The 20,156-nt window shown below is 64.2% G+C and carries 15 protein-coding genes and 1 pseudogene; 6 read left to right on the forward strand and 10 right to left on the reverse strand.

Annotated elements, in window-relative coordinates:
- Positions 1–610: 610 nt before the first annotated feature.
- Both PSEMO_RS18815 and PSEMO_RS18820 read left to right on the forward strand, forming a co-directional pair.
- A complete protein-coding gene (locus PSEMO_RS18815) occupies positions 611–1,687 on the forward strand; it encodes a diguanylate cyclase (protein WP_075804479.1) in 1,077 nt (358 codons plus the stop codon).
- 54 nt (positions 1,688–1,741) lie between these two features.
- On the forward strand, positions 1,742–4,315 hold the full coding sequence (locus PSEMO_RS18820; protein WP_075804480.1) for a bifunctional diguanylate cyclase/phosphodiesterase: 2,574 nt from the start codon (positions 1,742–1,744) through the stop codon (positions 4,313–4,315).
- A gap of 3 nt (positions 4,316–4,318) precedes the next feature.
- Here the strand turns inward: PSEMO_RS18820 and PSEMO_RS18825 are convergent, their stop codons facing one another.
- The gene (locus tag PSEMO_RS18825) at positions 4,319–4,642 is read right to left on the reverse strand and encodes a DUF2025 family protein (RefSeq protein ID WP_075804481.1); all 324 of its coding nucleotides are present in this window, start codon (positions 4,640–4,642) and stop codon (positions 4,319–4,321) included.
- Between the two features lie 200 nt (positions 4,643–4,842).
- Here PSEMO_RS18825 and PSEMO_RS18830 point away from each other — a divergent pair, with 200 nt between their 5' ends.
- Complete coding sequence (locus PSEMO_RS18830; protein ID WP_075804482.1) at positions 4,843–6,057, forward strand: GAF domain-containing sensor histidine kinase; 1,215 nt, start codon at positions 4,843–4,845, stop codon at positions 6,055–6,057.
- Here PSEMO_RS18830 and PSEMO_RS18835 read toward each other — a convergent pair.
- Positions 5,996–6,913 carry a LysR family transcriptional regulator gene (locus tag PSEMO_RS18835; RefSeq protein ID WP_075804483.1) on the reverse strand — a complete coding sequence of 306 codons (918 nt, stop codon included), beginning with the start codon at positions 6,911–6,913 and terminating at the stop codon, positions 5,996–5,998. The genes PSEMO_RS18830 and PSEMO_RS18835 overlap by 62 nt on opposite strands.
- Positions 6,914–7,036: 123 nt before the next feature.
- On the opposite strand from PSEMO_RS18835, the gene PSEMO_RS18840 reads away from it, so the two are divergent.
- Complete coding sequence (locus PSEMO_RS18840) at positions 7,037–7,795, forward strand: SDR family NAD(P)-dependent oxidoreductase (RefSeq protein ID WP_075804484.1); 759 nt, start codon at positions 7,037–7,039, stop codon at positions 7,793–7,795.
- 173 nt (positions 7,796–7,968) lie between these two features.
- Here the strand turns inward: PSEMO_RS18840 and PSEMO_RS18845 are convergent, their stop codons facing one another.
- The 6 genes from PSEMO_RS18845 to PSEMO_RS18860 all read right to left on the reverse strand — a co-directional run bounded on the left by PSEMO_RS18845 (position 7,969) and on the right by PSEMO_RS18860 (position 12,160).
- Positions 7,969–8,826 carry an efflux RND transporter periplasmic adaptor subunit gene (locus tag PSEMO_RS18845; RefSeq protein ID WP_075804485.1) on the reverse strand — a complete coding sequence of 286 codons (858 nt, stop codon included), beginning with the start codon at positions 8,824–8,826 and terminating at the stop codon, positions 7,969–7,971.
- Between the two features lie 11 nt (positions 8,827–8,837).
- Complete coding sequence (locus PSEMO_RS18850) at positions 8,838–9,035, reverse strand: DUF1656 domain-containing protein (protein WP_075804486.1); 198 nt, start codon at positions 9,033–9,035, stop codon at positions 8,838–8,840.
- Positions 9,022–11,010 (reverse strand): FUSC family protein, encoded by a 1,989-nt coding sequence (locus PSEMO_RS18855; RefSeq protein ID WP_075804487.1) that lies wholly within the window; start codon positions 11,008–11,010, stop codon positions 9,022–9,024. The genes PSEMO_RS18850 and PSEMO_RS18855 overlap by 14 nt, the downstream gene beginning before the upstream one ends.
- Positions 11,011–11,323: 313 nt before the next feature.
- Positions 11,324–11,440: a cytochrome c oxidase subunit CcoM gene (ccoM, locus tag PSEMO_RS34060; protein ID WP_042122864.1), complete on the reverse strand. Its 117-nt coding sequence runs from the start codon at positions 11,438–11,440 to the stop codon at positions 11,324–11,326.
- A 134-nt stretch (positions 11,441–11,574) separates the two neighbouring features.
- Complete coding sequence (locus tag PSEMO_RS33550) at positions 11,575–11,745, reverse strand: hypothetical protein (RefSeq protein WP_086937243.1); 171 nt, start codon at positions 11,743–11,745, stop codon at positions 11,575–11,577.
- A gap of 70 nt (positions 11,746–11,815) precedes the next feature.
- Positions 11,816–12,160, reverse strand: coding sequence for an aspartate-semialdehyde dehydrogenase (locus PSEMO_RS18860; protein ID WP_075804488.1), 345 nt, complete (start codon positions 12,158–12,160; stop codon positions 11,816–11,818).
- Positions 12,161–12,358: 198 nt separating this feature from the next.
- Between PSEMO_RS18860 and rapA the strand changes: the two genes are divergently transcribed.
- Complete coding sequence (gene rapA / locus PSEMO_RS18865; protein WP_075804489.1) at positions 12,359–15,208, forward strand: RNA polymerase-associated protein RapA; 2,850 nt, start codon at positions 12,359–12,361, stop codon at positions 15,206–15,208.
- A gap of 111 nt (positions 15,209–15,319) precedes the next feature.
- Here the strand turns inward: rapA and PSEMO_RS18870 are convergent, their stop codons facing one another.
- The gene (locus tag PSEMO_RS18870) at positions 15,320–16,675 is read right to left on the reverse strand and encodes a spinster family MFS transporter (protein WP_075804490.1); all 1,356 of its coding nucleotides are present in this window, start codon (positions 16,673–16,675) and stop codon (positions 15,320–15,322) included.
- A gap of 271 nt (positions 16,676–16,946) precedes the next feature.
- On the opposite strand from PSEMO_RS18870, the pseudogene PSEMO_RS18875 reads away from it, so the two are divergent.
- Positions 16,947–19,205, forward strand: a pseudogene (locus PSEMO_RS18875) (putative bifunctional diguanylate cyclase/phosphodiesterase).
- Here the strand turns inward: PSEMO_RS18875 and PSEMO_RS18880 are convergent.
- Complete coding sequence (locus tag PSEMO_RS18880) at positions 19,105–19,995, reverse strand: NAD(P)-dependent oxidoreductase (protein WP_075804491.1); 891 nt, start codon at positions 19,993–19,995, stop codon at positions 19,105–19,107. The pseudogene PSEMO_RS18875 and the gene PSEMO_RS18880 overlap by 101 nt on opposite strands.
- Positions 19,996–20,156: the final 161 nt, after the last annotated feature.

The following is a 20,156-nucleotide window of genomic DNA, read 5'->3' on the forward strand; positions in this document are numbered from 1 at the left end:
TGTGTTAGGCCTGCCGCCAGCGTTCAATCTGAGCCATGATCAAACTCTTCAGTTCAATACTGCTTGGGTTTTGAGAAAACCCTAAACTTGGCTCAGCAATCTCAAAATGAACTATTTCGATTTCTCGCATAGTCACTTGTGATGCTGATAATCTTTCTGACTATCAGTCCATTATCACAAGCACCCACACGAATTGCTTGATTCAGTTGTTAAAGAGCGGTGGTTGAAGTCTTTCGCTTCAACCGAGGCGCGCATTCTACGCTTTCCTCAGAGCCTGTCAAGCGTTTATTTTGAAGTTTTTCAGAATTTCTCGTTGAACTTCAAACACTTGCTTCAGCTACATCAGCGTTTGCTCGCTGTGTGGGGGCGCATTCTACAGAAGGAAAAAAACCCGTCAAGGGAATATTTCCATTTTTTTCAAAAGCTTCGCGCGAGGGTGCCAGCCCCCCGTTTTCGTGCCATAAAACCCTCTCTATATAGAGAAGGATTCCTCTGGCGTCCGGATCACCCTTCAAATGGCTCGCAAGGCCATTCTTGAGCCCTATGCGATTGTTCAACAATACACACGGTTTTATGCGATAAACGGCGCCCCCCGGAAAAAACGAACACCATGATGGATAACAAACGAGGCAAGGGACTTTCATTCGTCAGGAGGATCCATGCGCCGCGCACCATAGGCATGGGCATCGGCCTGCTCGGTGTCTATGCGGGCATGCTGCCGCTGGACCCGCCGACCTGGGTGTGGATCGCCATGTTCATCAACGGACTGGCCTGGCCGCACATTGCCTATTTCATTGGGATGCGCTCGCGCACGCCCTACCAGACCGAGCAACGCAGCCTGCTGATCGACTCCATGACCGGTGGCTTCTGGGCTGCGGCCATGCAATTCAACCCGCTGCCGAGCATTACCACCCTGTCGATGATGACCATGAACAACGTCGCCGCCGGCGGCCAGCGTCTGTTCCTGCGCGGCATGCTCGCCCAGGTCTGCGGCATGTTGCTGGGCATGGCGCTGTTCGGCCCGGGGCTGCAACTGGTCAGCACCACCCAGCAGGTCTATGCCTGCCTGCCCATGCTCACCCTCTATCCATTGGCCCTGGGCTGGGTCTGCTACCGCCTGGCGATCCAGCTCACCGAACACAAGCGCAGCCTCAGCGCCCTGAGCCGTACCGATAGCCTGACCGGCCTGCTCAACCACGGCTCCTGGAAGGACCTGCTGCAACTCAAGTTCCAGACCTGTCAGCAACAACGGCGCAGCGCGGTGATTGCGATCATCGACATCGACCACTTCAAGCGCATCAACGACAGCTACGGCCACGTGGTCGGCGACGCCGTACTGCGTCACCTGAGCAAGGAGCTGAAGATCAACCTGCGCGAAGACGACCTGGCCGGACGCTACGGCGGCGACGAATTCTGCGTGATCCTCCCCGACACCAGCCTGACCCAGGCCGGACGCATCATGGAGCGCCTGCGCGAGCGGGTCGCCGCCTACCGCGACGAGTCCCTGCCGGAGCTGCGCATCAGCCTGAGCATCGGCCTGGCCTTGTGCCGCAGCGATTTCGACGACCCGGTTGCCTGGCTCAACGAAGCCGACCGGGCCTTGTACAGCGCCAAGAACAATGGCCGCGACCAGGTCAATTTCGCCGACGACGGCAGCGCCAGCGCGAGAGTCGCCTATCCTGAGTGAAGTTCGCCCGCGGGGCAGGCTCGCCGGGCGCCAAGCAACAGGACCGGCACGCTTATGGATAGCACCGCCAGCACCCAATCGCCGAGGTCCCGCCCGCGATTGCACGCCCGCAGGCTGATCACCGGCGTCGTCCTGCTGTTCAGCCTTGCCTGCCTGATCGCCCTCGGCGCCCTGTTCAACATCGCCGTGCAACTGAACGACGGCGCCAGGGAGAAAAGTGCCTTCTATGCCGACAAGGCCCTGCAGCAGCACCTTGAGTCCTCGCGCCAATTCCTCTCCAGCTACGCAGTATGGAACGCCGCCTACGAGCACCTCGATGGCGAGGCCGACAAGCACTGGGCCTATATAGAGAAGAACGTCGGCGAGTCGTTGTATACCGCCAGCGGTTATGAGGGGGTGTTCGTCGTCGATGACCGGCGCACCAAATACGGGCTGTTCAAGGGGCAACCCAGCGACGCACCTATCGCCGCCTATATCGATGCCCCCGTGCAACCCATCATCGACCAGGCCCACACCCTCGCCGTCCAGCGCGGGCAACTGAGCCGCTACGTGCTGTTCAATGGCTGGCCCGCGCTGCTCACCGCCGCCGCGATCCGTCCGGATGACGAGGTGCTCGGAATCGACCCGCAGACCACCTCGGTGATGCTGTTCATCGAGCAGTTGACCCAGCCCAAACTGGACAAGCTGGCCGATGACGCCGGACTCGAAGGCCTGCACATCGCCAAGGCCGGAGGCAGCGCCGTCCAGCTCTCCCTCGACAACCTCGGCTACAGCCTGCAATGGACCCCGCCTCGCCCCGGCGACCAACTGCTCTGGGGTGTCTTGCCGCCCTTGCTCGGCGCCATCCTGCTCCTGGCGTTGCTGATGGCCTGGTTCTTCCGCCATGCCCTGCGCACCTCGCGGGAAATCGACGACAACCTCAGCGACCTGCACGCCAGCAACCTGGCTCTGGAAGCCAGCGAGCAGCGTTTTCGCGCGGTAGCGGAAGCCGCGTCCGACTGGATCTGGGAAACCGACCGACAACTTCACCTGACCTATCTTTCCCAGCGCTTCGTCGATGTCACCGGCTACAAGATCCACGACTGGCTCGGCCAGCCGCTGAACCTGCTGCTCAGTTGCGACACCACGCCCCTCGGCGCCTGGCTCGACGATCTCGACCAAACCAGCGGCCAGCAAGCGGCGCACCTGCGCTGCGCTTACCACGACCAGCACAACCTGTTGCGTTTCTGTCGACTGTCGGCGCGCCCCATTCAGGCCAAGGGCCGGCGCGTCGGCTTTCGTGGCACCGCCAGCGATATCACCGACGAAGTCGCCGCCCATGCCCATATCCAGCATTTGTCGATGCACGATGCCTTGACTGGCCTGGCCAACCGCAACAAGTTGTCGCGATTCCTCGAACAGGCCTTGCTCAAGGGCGAGCATGCCGCGCCCCTGACCCTGATCCTGCTCGACCTGGACAGTTTCAAGCCGATCAACGACTCCCTTGGCCATGCCGCAGGCGACGCGGTTCTGCTGGAGGTGGCCGCACGCCTGCGCGAAACTACCCGCGACGGCGACCTGGTGGCCCGGCTCGGCGGCGACGAGTTCGTCCTGGCCATCGCCAATATGGACAACCGCAAGGAGATCGACCGGTTCTGCGTGCGCCTGATCGACAGCCTGCATCAGCCGATCGCTTACGAAGAGCACAGCCTGCATGTCGGCGCCAGCCTTGGTATCTCCCAGACCCGGCTACAGGGCTACGATGCTGGCGAGCTGATCCGCTGTGCCGATATCGCGCTCTACCAGGCCAAGGCCGAGGGCAAGAACACCTGGCGCTACTTCTCGGCGGAAATGAACCAGCAGATCCAGTATCGCCGGCAACTGGAAAACGACCTGCGGCGGGCAGTGAAGAACCAGGAATTCGTCCTGCACTTTCAGCCCCGCTACCGCCTGCAAAGCCTGGAAATCGTCTCGGTGGAAACCCTGGTACGCTGGCAGCATCCGGTCGAAGGGCTGCTCGGCCCGGACACCTTCATCCCCCTCGCCGAACAGACCGACCTGATCGTCCCCCTGGGGCGCTGGGTGCTGCGCAATGCCTGCGAGATCGCCCGCGACTGGCCCGCGCCGTTGCTGGTGTCGGTCAACCTGTCACCGGCACAGTTTTCCCGCAGCGACGTGGTCGCCGATGTCCGCCAGATCCTCATGGACACCGGTTTCCCGGCGCAACGCCTGGAGCTGGAGATCACCGAGAACGTCATGCTCAACGATATAGAAGGCGCGCTGGGCACCATGAATGCCCTCAAGGAGCTTGGCGTGCGCCTGAACATGGACGATTTCGGCACCGGCTATTCATCTCTCGGCTACCTGCGCACCTACCCCTTCGACAGCATCAAGATCGACAAGCGCTTCGTCGCCGGCCTGAGCAGCGACAGCAACGACCGCGCCGTGGTGCAGGCGATCATCAACCTCGGCAAGGCCATGGGCCTGACGGTGACCGCCGAAGGTGTCGAGACCGAGCAACAGTTGCGCGCCCTGGGCATGGAACAGTGCCATGAGGTCCAGGGCTTCTACCTGAGTCGGCCCCTGGAGCGCGACGATTTCGAAGCCCTGTTGCGTACTCATCGAAGCAGGGATGACCAGACCGGCTGAAGGTCAACCAAGGCGCCGGCGCTGCGCCATGATTTCCGGCAGGTCGCGACGGCGCTGGTAGACCCGCAAGGGCTCGCTGATGTTCAGGCGGTCATCGACATTCTGCTCCAGCAGCACATCGATCAGCTCGCGGCTCAGGGTCATGACCTCGCCCTCGCCGTCCTGCCAGACGAATTCGCTGCTGGGGGTGATGCTGTCGTCGGCCACGTCCATGCCGAACGAGTCTTCGCTGAAGCGCACGATGTGTTTGCCGAGCTTGCGGTGGAACCCGACGAAGCCCTTGAGCTGGTCGGCGGCGGCGCAGATGTCCTGGGAAGTGATGTGCATGTCAAACCTCGCTGAAACACCCGGGTGGATGTCGGTCAAAAGGGATTGGCACGCAAGCGGATGGGCAGACCTCTGGCGGGAATGCTCGAATTCCGAAAGATTACTGGAAATTGCCTACCGCTGGGGCGGAAATTTCTTTGGCGTCGCGGATGCTCGCTACACTAGGAATCCTTGTTGGCGTTTCGGTACCTGTTTTTCCGATGACTAAAGCAGCACTTTCAGATAGCGCTACCATCGGCCGGATCAGCGTGATCCCGGCCATCCTCCAGGTCATCAGCGAGACCACGGGGCTGCGTTTTGCCGCAGTAGCGCGGGTGACCGAAGCGCGCTGGACCGCATTGGCAGTGCTCGATACCTTCGGTTTCGGCGTGCCGGTAGGGGGCGAACTGGATGCCACCACCACGCTGTGCAACGAGATCCGCGCCGCGCAGCAAACCATCGTGATCGACCAGGCCAGCCAGGACGAGGCTTACCGCGACCACCCCACGCCACGCCTGTACGGGTTCGAAAGCTACATCGCCGTGCCGGTGTTTCGCAGCGACGGCAGTTTCTTCGGCACCATCTGCGCGCTCGACCCTCTCCCACGCCAGCTCAAGGGCAGCGCCATCCAGCCGATGATGGAGGCCTTCGCCCGGCTGCTGTCGATCCAGATCGAAAGCGAAGAAAGCGTGCAGCGCACCGAACTCGCGCTGGAAAAGGAACGCGAGATTGCCGGCCTGCGCGAAAAATTCATCGCCGTGCTCGGTCACGACCTGCGCAACCCGCTGTTCGCCATTACCGCCGGCGCCGAGCTGCTCAGCAAGCGCCTGACCGACCCGCGTTCGCGGACCATCGCCGAGCACATCCTCACCTCAGGCCACCGCGCCACCCACCTGGTGCGTGATGTGCTGGACTTCGCCCGCGGTCGCCTCGGCGATGGCATTCCCTTGAACATCCAGCCCTGCCCCGACCTCGATCAGGCCCTGCGGCATGTGGCCGAGGAGCTGCAACGGGTCCACCCGGCCCGGCAGATCGAGTTGGAGATCGGCGATCTGTCGGATATGAACTGCGATCGCGAGCGGATATGCCAGGTGCTTTCCAACCTGATCGCCAACGCCTTGCAGCATGGTGACGAACAGGGGGCGATCCGGATTTCGGCGAAAATCGCCGACGACCAGTTCATTCTCGGCGTGCACAACGGTGGCTCGCCCATCGCCCCGGCGATCATGACGCAGATGTTCGAGCCATTCTCCCATCCCTCCACCGATGCACCACAAGCCGGCCTCGGCCTCGGCCTGTACATCGCCAAGCAGATCGCCCTGGCTCATGGCGGTTACATGGATGTGCAGTCATCGGTGACGGCCGGCACCCTGTTCAGCCTGCATCTGCCCCTGGATCAAGCTGCTGCGCCAGCAAGCCGGCCAGCCAGTCCATGAACAGGCGCACCCGCGGCGGCAGGTAGCGCTGGCGGGCGTAGAGCAGCGAGACCGGCATCGCCTCCGGAACATGTTCCGGCAGAAATGCACGCAAGCGCCCGGCCGCCAGGTAGTCGCGTACGCCGATCCAGGGCGCCTGGATGATGCCCAGCCCTGCCAGCCCGGCGCTTTCATAGGCATCGGTATTGTTCGCGGTGATCGCCCCCGGCATTTCCACGAAGCGCGTCACCTCTCCGTCCTCATACTCGAAGCCGGTGCTGCGGGTGCCGAGGTTCTGCACGTAGTGCACCAGTCGATGGTCTTGCAGATCCGCCAGTGAAGTCGGAGTGCCATAACGTTCGAGATAGGCCGGGCTGGCGCAGTTGACCACCGCCAGCCGACCCAGTGGCCGCGCCACCACGGCCAGGTCGCCCAATCCGCCGATGCGCAGCACGCAATCGAAGCCCTCGCGCAGCAGGTCCACCTGGCGATCGGTGCAACTGACCTCCAGGGTCAGCCCGGGATGGCGGTCCATGAACTCCGGCAAACGCGGAAGGATGATGCGCCGGGCCATGCGAGTCGGCAGATCGACCCGCAGGCAGCCAGTGACATCGGCCGGATCGGCACGAAACATCCCCTCCAGTTCCTCCAGGCGCGACAGCAGCTCTTTACTACGCTCGTACAGTTGCAGGCCGTCCTGGGTCGCCTGCACCCGCCGCGTCGAACGGTTGAACAGGCGCGCGCCCAGCTGGTTTTCCAGGGCGCGGACCTGCTCCGACACGGTCGAACGCGGCAAGCCCAGTTGCTCGGCGGCCAGGGTGAAGCTGGCCAGTTCATTGACCCGGATAAAGGTTCGCAACAGTTCCGGCTTGAGCATGTCGGGGCGCATCCATTGTTCGAATCGTGCGAACAGTATTTCCGAATCCAGCGGATTTATCAGCACAACAGCGACCAATAGACTCTCTTCAACCCATCACCCTCCCCCATCGAGGTAGCGCACATGACCCGCAAGATCGCACTGATTACCGGCGCCAGCCGTGGCCTGGGCAAGAACGCCGCGGAGCATCTGGCCGCCCAGGGCTTCGACATCATCGGCACCTACCACAGCAAGGCCGGCGAAGCGCAGACCCTGGTTTCCACCCTGCAGAACGCCGGCGCCCGCGCCGCCATGCTGCAACTGGATGTAGGCAATAGCGCCAGCTTCGAGGCCTTTGCCAGCGCACTGAAAGACACTTTGAAGAATCACTTCGGCCGCGAGCACCTGGATGTGCTGGTGAACAACGCCGGGATCGGCATCAACGTACCCTTCGCCGACACCAGCGAGGCGCAGTTCGACCAGTTGCTGAACATCCAGCTCAAGGGCCCGTTCTTCCTGACCCAGCGCCTGCTGCCACTGATCGCCGACCAGGGCCGGATCATCAATATTTCCAGCGGTCTGACGCGGTTCTCGTTGCCCGGCTATGCCGCCTACGCGGCGATGAAAGGGGCGATGGAGGTGCTGACCCGCTACCAGGCCAAGGAGCTTGGACAACGGGGAATCCGCGTGAATATTTTGGCCCCCGGCGCCATCGAGACCGATTTCGGCGGCGGCGTGGTGCGCGACAACCGGGATGTGAATGCGGTGATCGCCGGTAATACCGCACTGGGCCGGGTCGGGCTGCCGGATGATATCGGCGCGGCCATTGCGGTACTGGCCAGCGATGGTGCTGGCTGGGTCAACGGACAGCGTCTGGAGGTTTCGGGCGGGATGTTCCTGTGAGCAAACCTTGTTGATGAGGCCAGCAGGTCAGGCCAATCGCTGGCAACGCCAGCTCCCACAGGAGTCTGTGGTGCTCACATAACCTGTGGGAGCCGGCGTTGCCGGCGATGAGGCCATCAGCAACGGCCGAGATCCTGGGCTGATGTCCCACAGATCGTTGCCGCGCTCCGGGATTACTCTTCTCCCACCTGCACGCTGGCCGTCATGCCAGCGCTCAGGTTGACCCCTTCCGGCACCTTGTCGAGGCTGATCCGCACCGGGATGCGCTGGGCCAGGCGCACCCAGTTGAAGGTCGGCTCGACTTCGGCGAGCAACTGGCTGTCGGGGTTGGCATTACGGTCGGTGATGCCGCGGCTGATGCTCTGTACATGGCCCTGCATCGGCTCGCCGGCGCTCATCAGCCAGATCTTCACCGGCGCACCGACCTTGATCCGCGGCAGCTTGGTTTCCTCGAAGTAGGCCTGGACATAGAAGGTCGAGTCGTCCACCAGGGCCATCACCGGTTGCCCGGCATTGACGTAGTTGCCTTCGGCGAGGCGCAGGTTGGTGATATGCCCGTCGCGCGGCGCCTTGACCTTGCTGCGCTCCAGGTTGATCTGCGCGACCTTGGCATCCGCCTGGGCCTGGCGCAGTTCACCACGGGCGACGGCAGCGCCGATCTGGGCGTTCTCGCGCAATTCGGCGCTGATCGCCTGTGGCCCGAGGGCGGCGCGGCGGGACGCTTCGTGCTCACGCAGGCGCAATTGCTGCTGACGGGTGTCGGCGACAGCATTGGCCTTGTCCAGCGCCGCTTCGAAGCGATCGCTGTCGATCGACATCAGCAGCTCGCCGGCCTTCACCTCCTGGTTGTCCTTCACCTTCAACTCGCGCACCCAGCCGGACACGTCCGGCGCGACGATGACCACATCGGCGCGGATCTTCGCGTCGCGGGTCCAGGGGGTGAGCATGTAGTACTGCCACAGGCGGGTGCCGGCGAAGATGGCCACGGCCACCAGGCACAGGGTCAGGGCGATACGCACGGTGCTACGCATGGACGAACTCCTCAAAGGTACAGCGTGACCAGGGTCAGCACGCAAACGAACAGGGCGCAGTCGAACAGCGCCTCATGCCAGATCCAGCGGCCCAACGGGGTCAGGCGCAGGACGAAGCGCAGCAGCCCGGTGAGCAGCAGCGCCAGCAACACATAGATCAGAAACGGACTGAGCAGCACCCCGCCCAGCGCCCACTCACGCAAGCCCATGCAGATCCTCCAGGCGGCGGCACCAGCGGCCCCAGCTCTTTTGCAGTTGCAGAACGGCGCCCACCGCCAGGCGCAGCGCATCGCTGGCCGGTTGCTCGCGCAGGGCGGCGATGAAGGTTGCGCTGGCCGCGTCCAGGCGCTGCTCGCGACCCGGGCCGGGGCCTCGCGCCAGTACGTCCTGCAGTTGTTGCAGGTACTCGCGTTCGGCCGGTTCCAGCGGTGCCCGGGCGATGGCCAGGCACATGCGCAGGTGCAGCAGTTCGTCGCCCATGTCGAGGCCGTGCAGGCCGTCGTCCCAACGGCCGCGCTCGTGTTCCGGCAGCGCGGTGTAGTGGCGGGCCAGTTGCAGCAGGCGGTCGGCCATGCGCCCGCCGAACCAGGTTTCCGCACCGCGCAGGTCGCGCCGGGTCAGGCGCACCAGGTCGCTCTGGGTCGCGGCGCGCAGGCGGCGGCCATGCCAGGCGGGGTTGCGCAGCACCAGCAGCTTGAACGCCAGCACCGCCGCGCCGACGCCCATGAGCATGGCCTGGCCATTGTTGAGGAAGCTTTCGACACTGAAGGTCATGCTGTTCAGCGGCGAAACCAGGACGATGAAGTGCAGGCAATAGGACGTCGCCGTGGCGCCGATTCGCGGATTGGCCATGCCCAGGGCGCCGAAGAACAGCGGCACGCCCATGCCCAGGCACAGCAGGGCGAAACTGCTCCACTGCGGCAACAGGATCTGCCCGACCAGGAAGGCCACCGGCAACGCCAGGAGGATCCCGCGCAGGAAACTCATGCCGATCTGCGCGCCGTTCTCGCGGCTGGCGAACAGGCTGCAGACCACGCAGGTCAGCACCAGCCCGCCCGGCGCGGCGCCCCAGGCGGTGGCCATCCAGAACGCCGCCATGGCCAGAAAGGCCAGGGCGCTGCGCGCGCCGAACAGCAGGCCCAGAGGGATATCCCGGTGCGCGGCGAGGCTGTCGGGCAGGTCCGGCGGCGCTTTGCCCTCCTCTACCGCACCCAGGGCCTCGGTCGCGGCGGCAGCGTTGTCCAGCAGCAAGGTCATGCGCGCCAGGCAGTAGTGTTCGGCGGCGCTGTCGCGCAGGTGGAGGGCGGCTTGCCAGAGGCGCTCGCGCAGCGCTTGCAATTGTTCGCGGTCGGGATTGGCCAGTGCCGCACGGACTTCGTCCAGCCAGGGTTGCAGGTGTTCAGCTTCGCGGTCGTCCAGTTGTCGCCACTGCCGCCGGACCGAACGGGCGATACGCAGCAGGACCAGGAGCTTCTGGCTCAGCCCGCGAATCGCCCGGGCGCGCTGGCGACCGAGGCTGCCTTCGAACCAGGCGTGTTCGCGCTGGGAATCCACGGCGACGATGCGGCCGAGGATTTCCACCAGGCTCTTGCGCCCTTCTTCGTCGCCACCGAGGGTCGCGCTGGCCGCCTGCAAACCGCTCTGCCAGGCCTGGCGTGCCTGCACGGCCAGTTGCTGTTCAACCCGCAGCGGCCAGAGCGAGGCGCTGCTCAGGGTGGCGCAGATGATGCCCAGGCTGATCTCGGTGCAGCGCGCCACGGCCTGGTCGAAGATCTCCAAGGGATGGGCGATGGCCGGCAGGGCGATGATCGCCACGGTGTAGCCGGCCAGCACGAAGGAGTAGGACCAGGCGCTGCGCAACAGGGTCGAGCAGGCGGTGCACAGGCCGAGCCACAGCGCCAGGCAGATCAGGAACAGCCAGGGGGTCTGGGCGAAGACCGCCATGAACACCACCGACATGATGGTGCCGACCAGGGTCCCGAGCAGGCGCGCCAGGCCCTTCTGCAGGACCATGCCGGAGAGTGGCTGGGCGACGATGAACGCAGTCATCAGGGCCCAGGCCGGTTGCTCCAGGCCCCAGCGCAGCGCCAGCCACAACGCCAGTCCGCCACCGAGCAAGGTCTTGATGGCGAACTGCACAGCCGCTTTGTTGGGGGCGAACAACGCCTGGAGGGTGATGGGCACGGGGGTGGGCCTGAGGGTGGTGGGGTTAACGATAGTCAGTGGATGGGAAAAGAGCCCAGATTATTAGCTAGCTAACTATCATTAGTCCAGCACCTTTTCCAAGGACAACAAAAAACCCTGTGGGAGCTGGCTTGCCAGCGATTTGGCCAGACCTGACAACATCATTGCTCAGGCCGGCCTCATCGCTGGCAAGCCAGCTCCCACAGGGTCTTGTGTTGTCCAGGTAAAAACGTATTGCTGAAAACAACAGGCAAAAAAAAGGGGCGACCGAAGTCGCCCTAAATGCCTTGCGTGCTCGTTGTATCGGGAAGGGTCAGCGGTCTTTGCGCTTTTGCGAGTCCTTCCAGATGAAAAGTCCGAAACCGGCGAAGAAAACAAACATCAATCCGACCGTGACGACGCCAGCGACAACCACATTATCGAAGAACATGTCGGCCTCCATTTGCCTGTGCCTGTCCGATGAGTGAACAGTAGCGAATGTGCCGGGAGGGAAAATTGACCGAGGTCAATGGCGCCCGGAGCGGGCGCCGGAGGCGGGTGCAGGCTTGACCTGCATCAAGATTTTCAGCGCTTGGAGGGTTTGCCCTTGGGCTTTTTCTTCGACTTCTTGGCAGCGCCGATCGGCATGGCCTGCTCGAAGGCCTTGCGCACTTCGTTCAGGCGTTTGTCATTGAGGTCATGAATGCGGCGGGCGCGCTCGGCGCCGAAATCGATCAGGTTGTCGTCTTGGCTCATGGTCGGGCTCGGAAGGCGGACAGCGAAGCGCTCATCATGAAGGCTCGCGCCGCAACTGCAAAGTCTCGCGTCAGACTTCGATATCCACCAGCAACCCCTGGCGGTTCTCGCCGCCCATCAGCGGGGCGACCGGCACGGTGTTGTCGGCATTGAGGTCGTCACCCGGCGTCGGCAGGTAGGGATCGTCGCCCTCCTCCTCATAAGCCGGTTGCCCGCCATGCTGGCCCTGGCGCCGGCGTTGCTCTTCGCGCAACAGCAGCGCGGCCTGTTCCGGATCGCGGTGCTTGAGGTCGATCGCGCCCTCGCTGGAGGCCGGCTGGGTCGGGACCACGGGCTTGATGTCCGGGGTCGGCTTGACCGGGTCCATTTGCTGCGTGATGGGGGCAGCGCTTAGCGGGATCAGTGGTGGCAGCATGGGGTTCAGTCTCCTGTCACCGTTCTATCGGCTCGATATCTCTATGCTTGAGCGTTGGACCGGCCTCTCCGGGCGATGTTGCAGGGCCCGTGAAGCAATCGACGGACGGGGCGGGATGCCCGCATGGCCGGAATCTTTGGTCTGAAAGGCCGCTATCCGTTAAGATAGCCAGCTTTTTCATGGCGGGAGTCAGGCAGTATGGCGCAGCAGTATCAACCGGGACAACGCTGGATCAGCGACAGCGAAGCCGAGCTGGGTCTGGGTACCGTTCTGGCACAGGATGGCCGCTTGTTGACCGTGCTCTACCCGGCGACTGGCGAGACCCGCCAGTACTCCCTGCGCAACGCCCCGCTGACCCGGGTGCGTTTCTCTCCGGGTGACCAGATCACCCATTTCGAGGGCTGGAAACTGACCGTCCGCGAAGTCGAGATGGTCGACGGCGGCCTGCTGGTCTATCACGGCCTCGACGCGCAGAACCAGGCGCGCACCCTGCCGGAAACCCAGCTCTCCAACTTCATCCAGTTCCGCCTGGCCAGCGACCGTCTGTTCGCCGGGCAGATCGACCCGCTGCCGTGGTTCTCCCTGCGCTACAACACCCTGGAGCACACCAGCCGCCAGTTGCAGTCGTCGCTGTGGGGCCTGGGTGGCGTGCGCGCCCAACCGATCGCGCACCAGCTGCATATCGCCCGCGAAGTGGCCGACCGCATCGCGCCACGGGTTCTCCTGGCGGACGAAGTGGGCCTGGGCAAGACCATCGAAGCCGGCCTGGTGATCCATCGCCAACTGCTCTCCGGCCGCGCCAGCCGCGTGCTGATCCTGGTTCCGGAAAACCTCCAGCATCAGTGGCTGGTGGAAATGCGCCGGCGCTTCAACCTGCAGGTGGCCCTGTTCGATGCCGACCGCTTCATCGAAAGCGATGCCAGCAACCCGTTCGAAGACGCCCAGCTTGCCTTGGTCGCGCTGGAATGGCTGGTGGACGACGAGAAGGCCCAGGACGCACTGTTCGCCGCCGGCTGGGACCTGCTGGTAGTCGACGAAGCACATCACCTGGTCTGGCACGAAGAACAGGCCAGCCCTGAATATGCACTGGTCGAACAGCTTGCCGAAGTCATTCCTGGCGTCCTGCTGCTCACCGCCACCCCGGAACAACTGGGCCAGGACAGCCACTTCGCCCGCCTGCGCCTGCTCGACCCGAACCGCTTCCACGACCTGGCCGCCTTCCGCGCCGAGAGCGAGCACTATCGCCCGGTGGCCGAAGCCGTGCAGGAACTGCTCGACAACGGCCGCCTGTCGCCGAAAGCCCACGCCACCATCCAGGGCTTCCTCGGTGCCGAGGGCGAAGCCCTGCTGGCCGCCGTCAACGATGGCGACAGCCAGGCCAGCGCGCGCCTGATCCGCGAACTGCTGGACCGCCACGGCACCGGCCGCGTGCTGTTCCGCAACACCCGCGCCGCCGTGCAGGGCTTCCCGCAGCGTCAACTGCACGCCTATCCCCTGCCCTGCCCGGACCAGTACATGGAACTGCCGGTGGGCGAGCACGCCGACCTCTACCCGGAAGTCAGCTTCCAGGCCCAGGGCGACGTCGACGACGAAAACCGCTGGTGGCGTTTCGACCCGCGGGTCGACTGGCTGATCGATACCCTGAAGATGCTCAAGCGGGTCAAGGTCCTGGTGATCTGCGCCCACGCCGAAACCGCGATGGACCTGGAAGACGCCCTGCGCGTGCGTTCCGGCATCCCGGCCACGGTGTTCCACGAGGGCATGAGCATCCTCGAGCGCGACCGCGCCGCCGCCTACTTCGCCGACGAAGAGTTCGGCGCCCAGGTGCTGATCTGTTCGGAAATCGGCAGTGAAGGCCGCAACTTCCAGTTCGCCCATCACCTGGTGCTGTTCGACCTGCCGGCCCACCCGGACCTGCTGGAACAGCGCATCGGCCGTCTCGACCGGATCGGTCAGAAGCACACCATCGAACTGCACGTACCGCACCTGCAGAACAGCCCGCAGGAACGCCTGTTCCAGTGGTACGACCAGGCCCTCAACGCCTTCCTCGCCACCTGCCCGACCGGCAACGCCCTGCAGCACCAGTTCGGCCCGCGCCTGCTGCCGCTGCTGGAGGATACCGATGACGGCCAGTGGAACGCGCTGATCGCCGAGGCCCGTGCCGAGCGCGAGCGTCTCGAGTCCGAGCTGCACAGCGGCCGTGACCGCCTGCTGGAGCTCAACTCCGGCGGTGCCGGCGAAGGCCAGGCGCTGGTGGAAGCGATCCTCGAGCAGGATGACCAGTTCGCCCTGCCGATCTACATGGAAACCCTGTTCGACGCCTTCGGCATCGACAGCGAGGACCACTCGGACAACGCCCTGATCCTCAAGCCGAGCGAGAAGATGCTCGACGCCAGCTTCCCGCTGGGCGACGACGAAGGCGTGACCATCACCTACGACCGCGACCAGGCGCTGTCCCGCGAGGACATGCAGTTCCTGACCTGGGAACACCCGATGGTACAGGGCGGCATGGACCTGGTGCTGAGCGGCTCGATGGGCAACACCGCCGTCGCGCTGATCAAGAACAAGGCGCTCAAGCCGGGCACCGTGCTGCTGGAGCTGCTGTACGTCAGCGAAGTGGTCGCCCCGCGTTCGCTGCAACTGGGCCGCTACCTGCCACCGGCGGCACTGCGTTGCCTGCTGGATGGCAATGGCAACGACCTGGCGCCGCGGGTGTCCTTCGAGACCATCACCGACCAGTTGGAAAGCGTGCCCAAGGCCAGCGCCAACAAGTTCATCCAGGCCCAGCGCGATGTGCTGGCGCCGAAGATCAACGCCGGTGAGGCCAAGGTCATGCCGCGTCACGAAGAGCGTGTGGCCGAGGCGCAACGGCGTCTGGCGGCGGAAACCGATGAAGAACTGGCGCGTCTGACTGCGCTGCAGGCAGTGAACCCGACGGTGCGTGACAGCGAGATCGTGGCGCTGCGCAAGCTGCGTGAGGATGGCTTGGCGATGCTTGAAAAAGCGGCGCTGCGGCTTGAGGCGATCCGGGTCCTTGTAGCTGGCTGATCGCCGACGGCCAACACAAAACCCTGTGGGAGCTGGCTTGCCAGCGATTACGATGGTGAATTCACTACCGCTATCGCTGGCAAGCCAGCTCCCACAGGGTCCGCGTCCGCTCTAGGATGCTTCGGCTGTCTTGCCGACCTGAGCAGCCCCCTCCTCCACCATTCCGTCCTTCATCTTCTGCGCATCCCGGGCAAAGGTCCGCGCGGCGAACAGCAGGAACACCAGGGTCGCCGCCAGGGCCACCGGGATCAGCCCCATGGCGTTGTGCAGCCCCACCGCCTTGAACGCCTCGGTCATCTCCACCGCGCCCGCCTCCAGCATCGCCACCTGGGCGTAATGATCCGACAGGGTCCCGACCACCACCGGCCCCAGGCCGCCGCCCAGCAGATACAGCCCGGCAAAGAACAGCGCCATCGCCGTCGCCCGCAGACGCGGCTGCACCACGTCCTGGATCGCGGTGTAGACGCAGGTGTAGAAGTTGTAGGCAAACAGCCAGCCGATGCCGAACAGGGCGATGAACACGCCGATCTCCACCCGTCCCAGATACAGCGCGGTGCCGGTCCCGACCGTCGCCACCAGCATGCTGAACGCGCCGAACAGCAGGCGCCCGCCCGGCATGCGCTGGTGGATCTTGTCCGCCACCCAGCCGCCCAGGGTCAGGCCGATCAAACCGGTCACCCCGACTATCACCCCGGTAGCCACCGCCGCATTCTGCAACGACAGGGAGAAATAGCGCTGCAGCATCGGCACCATGAACGAGTTGCAGGCATAGGTGGCGAAGTTGTACGCCAGCCCGGCCAGCACCAGCCAGCCGAAGGTGGGAATGCTCAGGACCCGGCGCAGCGGCCGGTCCAGCGGCACCTGCGACGAGGCCACCGCCTCCGCCGCGCCCCGTGCCGGCTCGCGGATCATGAACATGAAGATCGCCAGCAACAGCCCCGGCACCGCCGCAATGAAGAACGGCGCACGCCAACTGCCGAAGTACTGGACCATCGCGCCGATGGTGAAGAACGCCAGCAGCAGCCCCAACGGCAGGCCGAGCATGAAGATGCCCATCGCCCGGGCCCGGCGCTCGGCGGGGAACAGGTCACCGATCAGCGAGTTGGCCGCCGGCGCATAACTGGCCTCGCCGATGCCCACGCCCATGCGCACCAGCAGGAACGTCCAGAAACTGCCAACCATGCCGTTGACCGCCGTCAGCCCGCTCCACACGGTCAGGCCCCAGCCCATCACCTTGCTGCGCGACCCGGTATCGGCCAGGCGCCCCAGCGGCAGGCCGGCAATCGCATAGACCAGGGTGAAGGCGGTACCGATCAGGCCGATCTGCATATCGCTCAGGTGCCATTCCAGGCGGATCGGCTCGATCACGATGGCGGGAATGGTGCGGTCGAAGAAATTGAACAGGTTGGCGAGGAACAACAGGAACAGAACGCGCCAGGCATTGGCCGCTTGAGTGGGGCTGTGCATCGGAAGATCCCTCTTTTTATCGTGGTCGGCGCATCGCGCATGCCGGACAAAATCTAGAAGGCCGGGCCCCGTCTGTCTGCGATCATCCATGAGATTGATGGCGGGTAATTGTAACCATTTGCAGCGTTATGCCCCGTAGCGATAAAAACCCCCGCCACACCGCTGAAATCAATCTGCCATCAACGGGTAGAGCACACCATACTCAAAGCCAAAAGAGTCTCCAGGCAGTTTGGGGACGAGTGCAAAGCTCGGCTGAACTGAGAGGCGCGCTATGGAATGGCTGCACATGATGCTTGCCGAGCACCCCGTGGGTCATTTTGCCCTGGCGGCGCGGCACAACCCGTGGCTGATCCTCCTTGCCTACCTGGTGATGTGCGCCGGTAGCTTCGCCACCCTCGATATCATCGAACGCATCGGCGATGCCGAACAGGCCAGCGCCCGGCGCCGCTGGAAACTGCTCGGTGCCTGTTGCCTGGCCTGCAGCGTGTGGGCCATGCACTACATCGGCATGCTGGCCTTCGAGACCGCGCTGGAAGTCCACTACGACATGTTCCTCACCGGCGTGTCGCTGCTGATCATGCTGTTCGCCGCCCTCGGCGCCATGAGCTTTCTCGGCCAGAGCCAGCCAAGCCTGCGCCACTAAACCCTGGCCGCCCTGTGCATCGCCGCAGGCGTCGGGATCATGCACTACACCGGCATGGCCGCCATGCGCTCCAATGCGCAACAGCATTACAGCCCGACCCTGGTCCTGGCATCGGTGGTGGTAGCACTGCTCGCCGCCTTGTTGCCGATGCTGATGGCCCGTCATCTGCGCCAGGGCCACGTCGCCCGCCCGCAGCTGTTCAAGTACAGCGCCGCACTGCTCATGGCGCTGGGCATCATCGCCACCCACTACGCCGGCATGCACGCGCTGACCCTGATTCTGCCTGGCGGCGGCTCGCCGCAGATTCTGGTCACCGACAACAGCCTGCAACTGAGCCTGACCATCGCCGTGATCACCCTGCTGATCAGCGGCAGTTGCATCAGCGCGGCGCTGTCGGACAAGAAGCTGCAAAGCAAGGAACAGGACCTGCGCCGGGTCAACACCCTGCTCAGCCAGCTCGACCAGGCCCGGGTCTCGCTGCAACAGGCGGCGCACTACGATGCCCTGACCAACCTGATCAACCGCCGCGGCTTCAACCAGATTTTCGCCGAGCGCCTGGCCGAGCGTACCCAACTGGGTGGCATGCTCGGGGTGATGTTCCTCGATATCGACCACTTCAAGCGAATCAACGACAGCCTCGGGCACGATGCCGGCGACCAGTTGCTGAAGGCCATCGCCCACCTGATCAGCGCCGCCACCCGCACCCAGGACGTGGTCGCGCGCCTCGGCGGCGACGAATTCTGCATCCTCTTCAACCTCAACAGCGCCGACGAAGCCCGCGGCCTGGCCCAGCGCATCCTCAACAAGGTGCGCGAACCCATCGACCTGGCCGGGCGGCGCATGGTCATGACCACCAGCATCGGCATCAGCCTCTACCCCACCGACGGCAATACCTGCGACGAACTGCTCAAGCACGCGGATCTCGCGCTCTATCAATCCAAGGGCGGCGGACGCAACAAGGCCAACTTCTTCAGCGACAACCTCAAGACCCGGGCCACCCTGGAGCTGCAACTGGAAGAGGAACTGCGCATCGCCCTGCAGGAAGACCGCGGCCTGCGCCTGCACTACCAGCCGATCTACGAACTGGCCAGCGGCAGGGTCAGCAAGCTGGAGGCGCTGATCCGCTGGCAGCATCCGCAGCATGGCCTGCTCAGCCCCGACCGCTTTATCGGCATCGCGGAAACCAACGGGCTGATCGCTGACCTCGACCTGTGGGTCATGCGCCGCGCCTGCCACGACCTGGCGCAACTGAGCCAGCACGGTTTCAGCGAACTGAAAGTGACGGTGAACTGTTCGGCCCTGACCCTGGGCCGCGACGAGCTGGCCAAGGAAGTCGAGGATGCCTTGCACAGCGCCGGGCTACCGGCCTGGCGTCTGGAGCTGGAGGTCACGGAAAACGCCCTGATGGCCAATATCCATAGCACCATCGAACTGCTGCGGCGCATCCGCGACCAGGGCGTGTCGCTGTCGATCGACGACTTCGGCACCGGCTATTCATCCCTGGCCTACCTCAAGCGCCTGCCCCTGGACACCCTGAAGATCGATCGCTCGTTCATCCAGGACGTGCCGCACTCACGGGCCGACAACAATATCGTCCAGGCGATCATGGTCATGGCCCACACCCTGCACCTGAAGGTGATCACCGAGGGTGTGGAGACCGAAGAGCAATACCGCTTCCTCCAGCGCCTGAACTGCGACGCCATCCAGGGCTACCTGCTGAGCCGGCCGGTACCGCTGGAGGATCTGCGCGCGGTGCTCGACAACCTCAACCACCGCGAAGAACGCCTCATGGCTTGCTGCGATACAGATCAATCAGCGTCGCTGGATCTTTTTCCAGATAGCCCTGACTGCCGTGCAGGCGCATCAACTGCGCGGCCAGGCCGCTGACGGGAATCGCCGAGCCCTGCTCGCGGGAGAATTTCACCGCGGTATCGAGGTCCTTGAGCAAAGTTCGCACATGCCACTTCACCGGTTCGAAACGGCTTGCGGCCATCTGCGGGGCGAGGATCTGCAAGGGTTTCGAATCGGCGAAACCGCCAGCCAGGGCTTCGGCGACCAGGCTGGCATCCACGCCTGACTTCTCCGCCAGGGCCACCACTTCGGCGATCACCAGGGCATTGCAGGCCACGATCATCTGATTGCAGGCCTTGGTCACCTGACCTGCACCAACGCCGCCCATATGGGTGACCCGCTGGCCGAGAGAGAGGAGTGCCGGGCGGACCCGCTCAAGATCCTCGGCCTCGCCACCGACCATGATTGCCAGGGTACCCGCCTCCGCCCCCGGGGTGCCGCCGGACACCGGAGTATCCAGCCAGCCCATGCCGGTGTCGGCCTTCAGTTGCGCAGCCATTTCCCGGGTGGCGGTGGGTTCGAGGCTGGAAAAATCCACCAGCAACTGCCCGGCCCGGGCCTTGCCGGTGATACCGCCGGCGCCGAACACCACCTCGCGCACCACCGCGGTATCGGCCAGGCACAGCATCACCACGTCGGCGGCCTCGCACAGCTCGCCCGGGGTCTGCACCTGGCGAGCGCCGGCAGCCACCAGCGGCGCGCATTTATCCGGGGAACGGTTCCACACGGTCAGGTCATACCCGGCCGCCAGCAGGCGCCGGCACATGGGCAGGCCCATCAGGCCGATACCGGCGAACCCCAGGGACAAAGGCAGTGAATGGCTCATCTACAGCTCCAGACAGTTAAAGAAGTTGACGGATCGGACGATTCAGAAGGCGGCGCGACAGGAAAACCCCTAGTTTTTATAAGGTAAACCCTGATCGCTTACGCCGGAGACGCACTGATACAGTCGCGAAACTTTCCAGGGATGGCTCAATGATATCGACT

The sequence above is a fragment of the Pseudomonas putida genome (genome assembly GCF_001941965.1).
In the GTDB taxonomy this organism is placed as follows: domain Bacteria; phylum Pseudomonadota; class Gammaproteobacteria; order Pseudomonadales; family Pseudomonadaceae; genus Aquipseudomonas; species Aquipseudomonas putida_L.

What these genes read in the sequence shown, in the direction of transcription:
- ccoM (WP_042122864.1), bottom strand. Translation starts at nt 11,440, where the DNA reads ATGTTCTTCGATAATGTGGTTGTCGCTGGCGTCGTCACGGTCGGATTG.
- PSEMO_RS18845 (WP_075804485.1), bottom strand. Translation starts at nt 8,826, where the DNA reads ATGCGTAGCACCGTGCGTATCGCCCTGACCCTGTGCCTGGTGGCCGTG.
- PSEMO_RS18870 (WP_075804490.1), bottom strand. Translation starts at nt 16,675, where the DNA reads ATGCACAGCCCCACTCAAGCGGCCAATGCCTGGCGCGTTCTGTTCCTG.
- PSEMO_RS18815 (WP_075804479.1), top strand. Translation starts at nt 611, where the DNA reads ATGATGGATAACAAACGAGGCAAGGGACTTTCATTCGTCAGGAGGATC.
- rapA (WP_075804489.1), top strand. Translation starts at nt 12,359, where the DNA reads ATGGCGCAGCAGTATCAACCGGGACAACGCTGGATCAGCGACAGCGAA.
- PSEMO_RS33550 (WP_086937243.1), bottom strand. Translation starts at nt 11,745, where the DNA reads ATGAGCCAAGACGACAACCTGATCGATTTCGGCGCCGAGCGCGCCCGC.
- PSEMO_RS18835 (WP_075804483.1), bottom strand. Translation starts at nt 6,913, where the DNA reads ATGCTCAAGCCGGAACTGTTGCGAACCTTTATCCGGGTCAATGAACTG.
- PSEMO_RS18820 (WP_075804480.1), top strand. Translation starts at nt 1,742, where the DNA reads ATGGATAGCACCGCCAGCACCCAATCGCCGAGGTCCCGCCCGCGATTG.
- PSEMO_RS18850 (WP_075804486.1), bottom strand. Translation starts at nt 9,035, where the DNA reads ATGGGCTTGCGTGAGTGGGCGCTGGGCGGGGTGCTGCTCAGTCCGTTT.
- PSEMO_RS18880 (WP_075804491.1), bottom strand. Translation starts at nt 19,995, where the DNA reads ATGAGCCATTCACTGCCTTTGTCCCTGGGGTTCGCCGGTATCGGCCTG.
- PSEMO_RS18830 (WP_075804482.1), top strand. Translation starts at nt 4,843, where the DNA reads ATGACTAAAGCAGCACTTTCAGATAGCGCTACCATCGGCCGGATCAGC.
- PSEMO_RS18860 (WP_075804488.1), bottom strand. Translation starts at nt 12,160, where the DNA reads ATGCTGCCACCACTGATCCCGCTAAGCGCTGCCCCCATCACGCAGCAA.
- PSEMO_RS18825 (WP_075804481.1), bottom strand. Translation starts at nt 4,642, where the DNA reads ATGCACATCACTTCCCAGGACATCTGCGCCGCCGCCGACCAGCTCAAG.
- PSEMO_RS18840 (WP_075804484.1), top strand. Translation starts at nt 7,037, where the DNA reads ATGACCCGCAAGATCGCACTGATTACCGGCGCCAGCCGTGGCCTGGGC.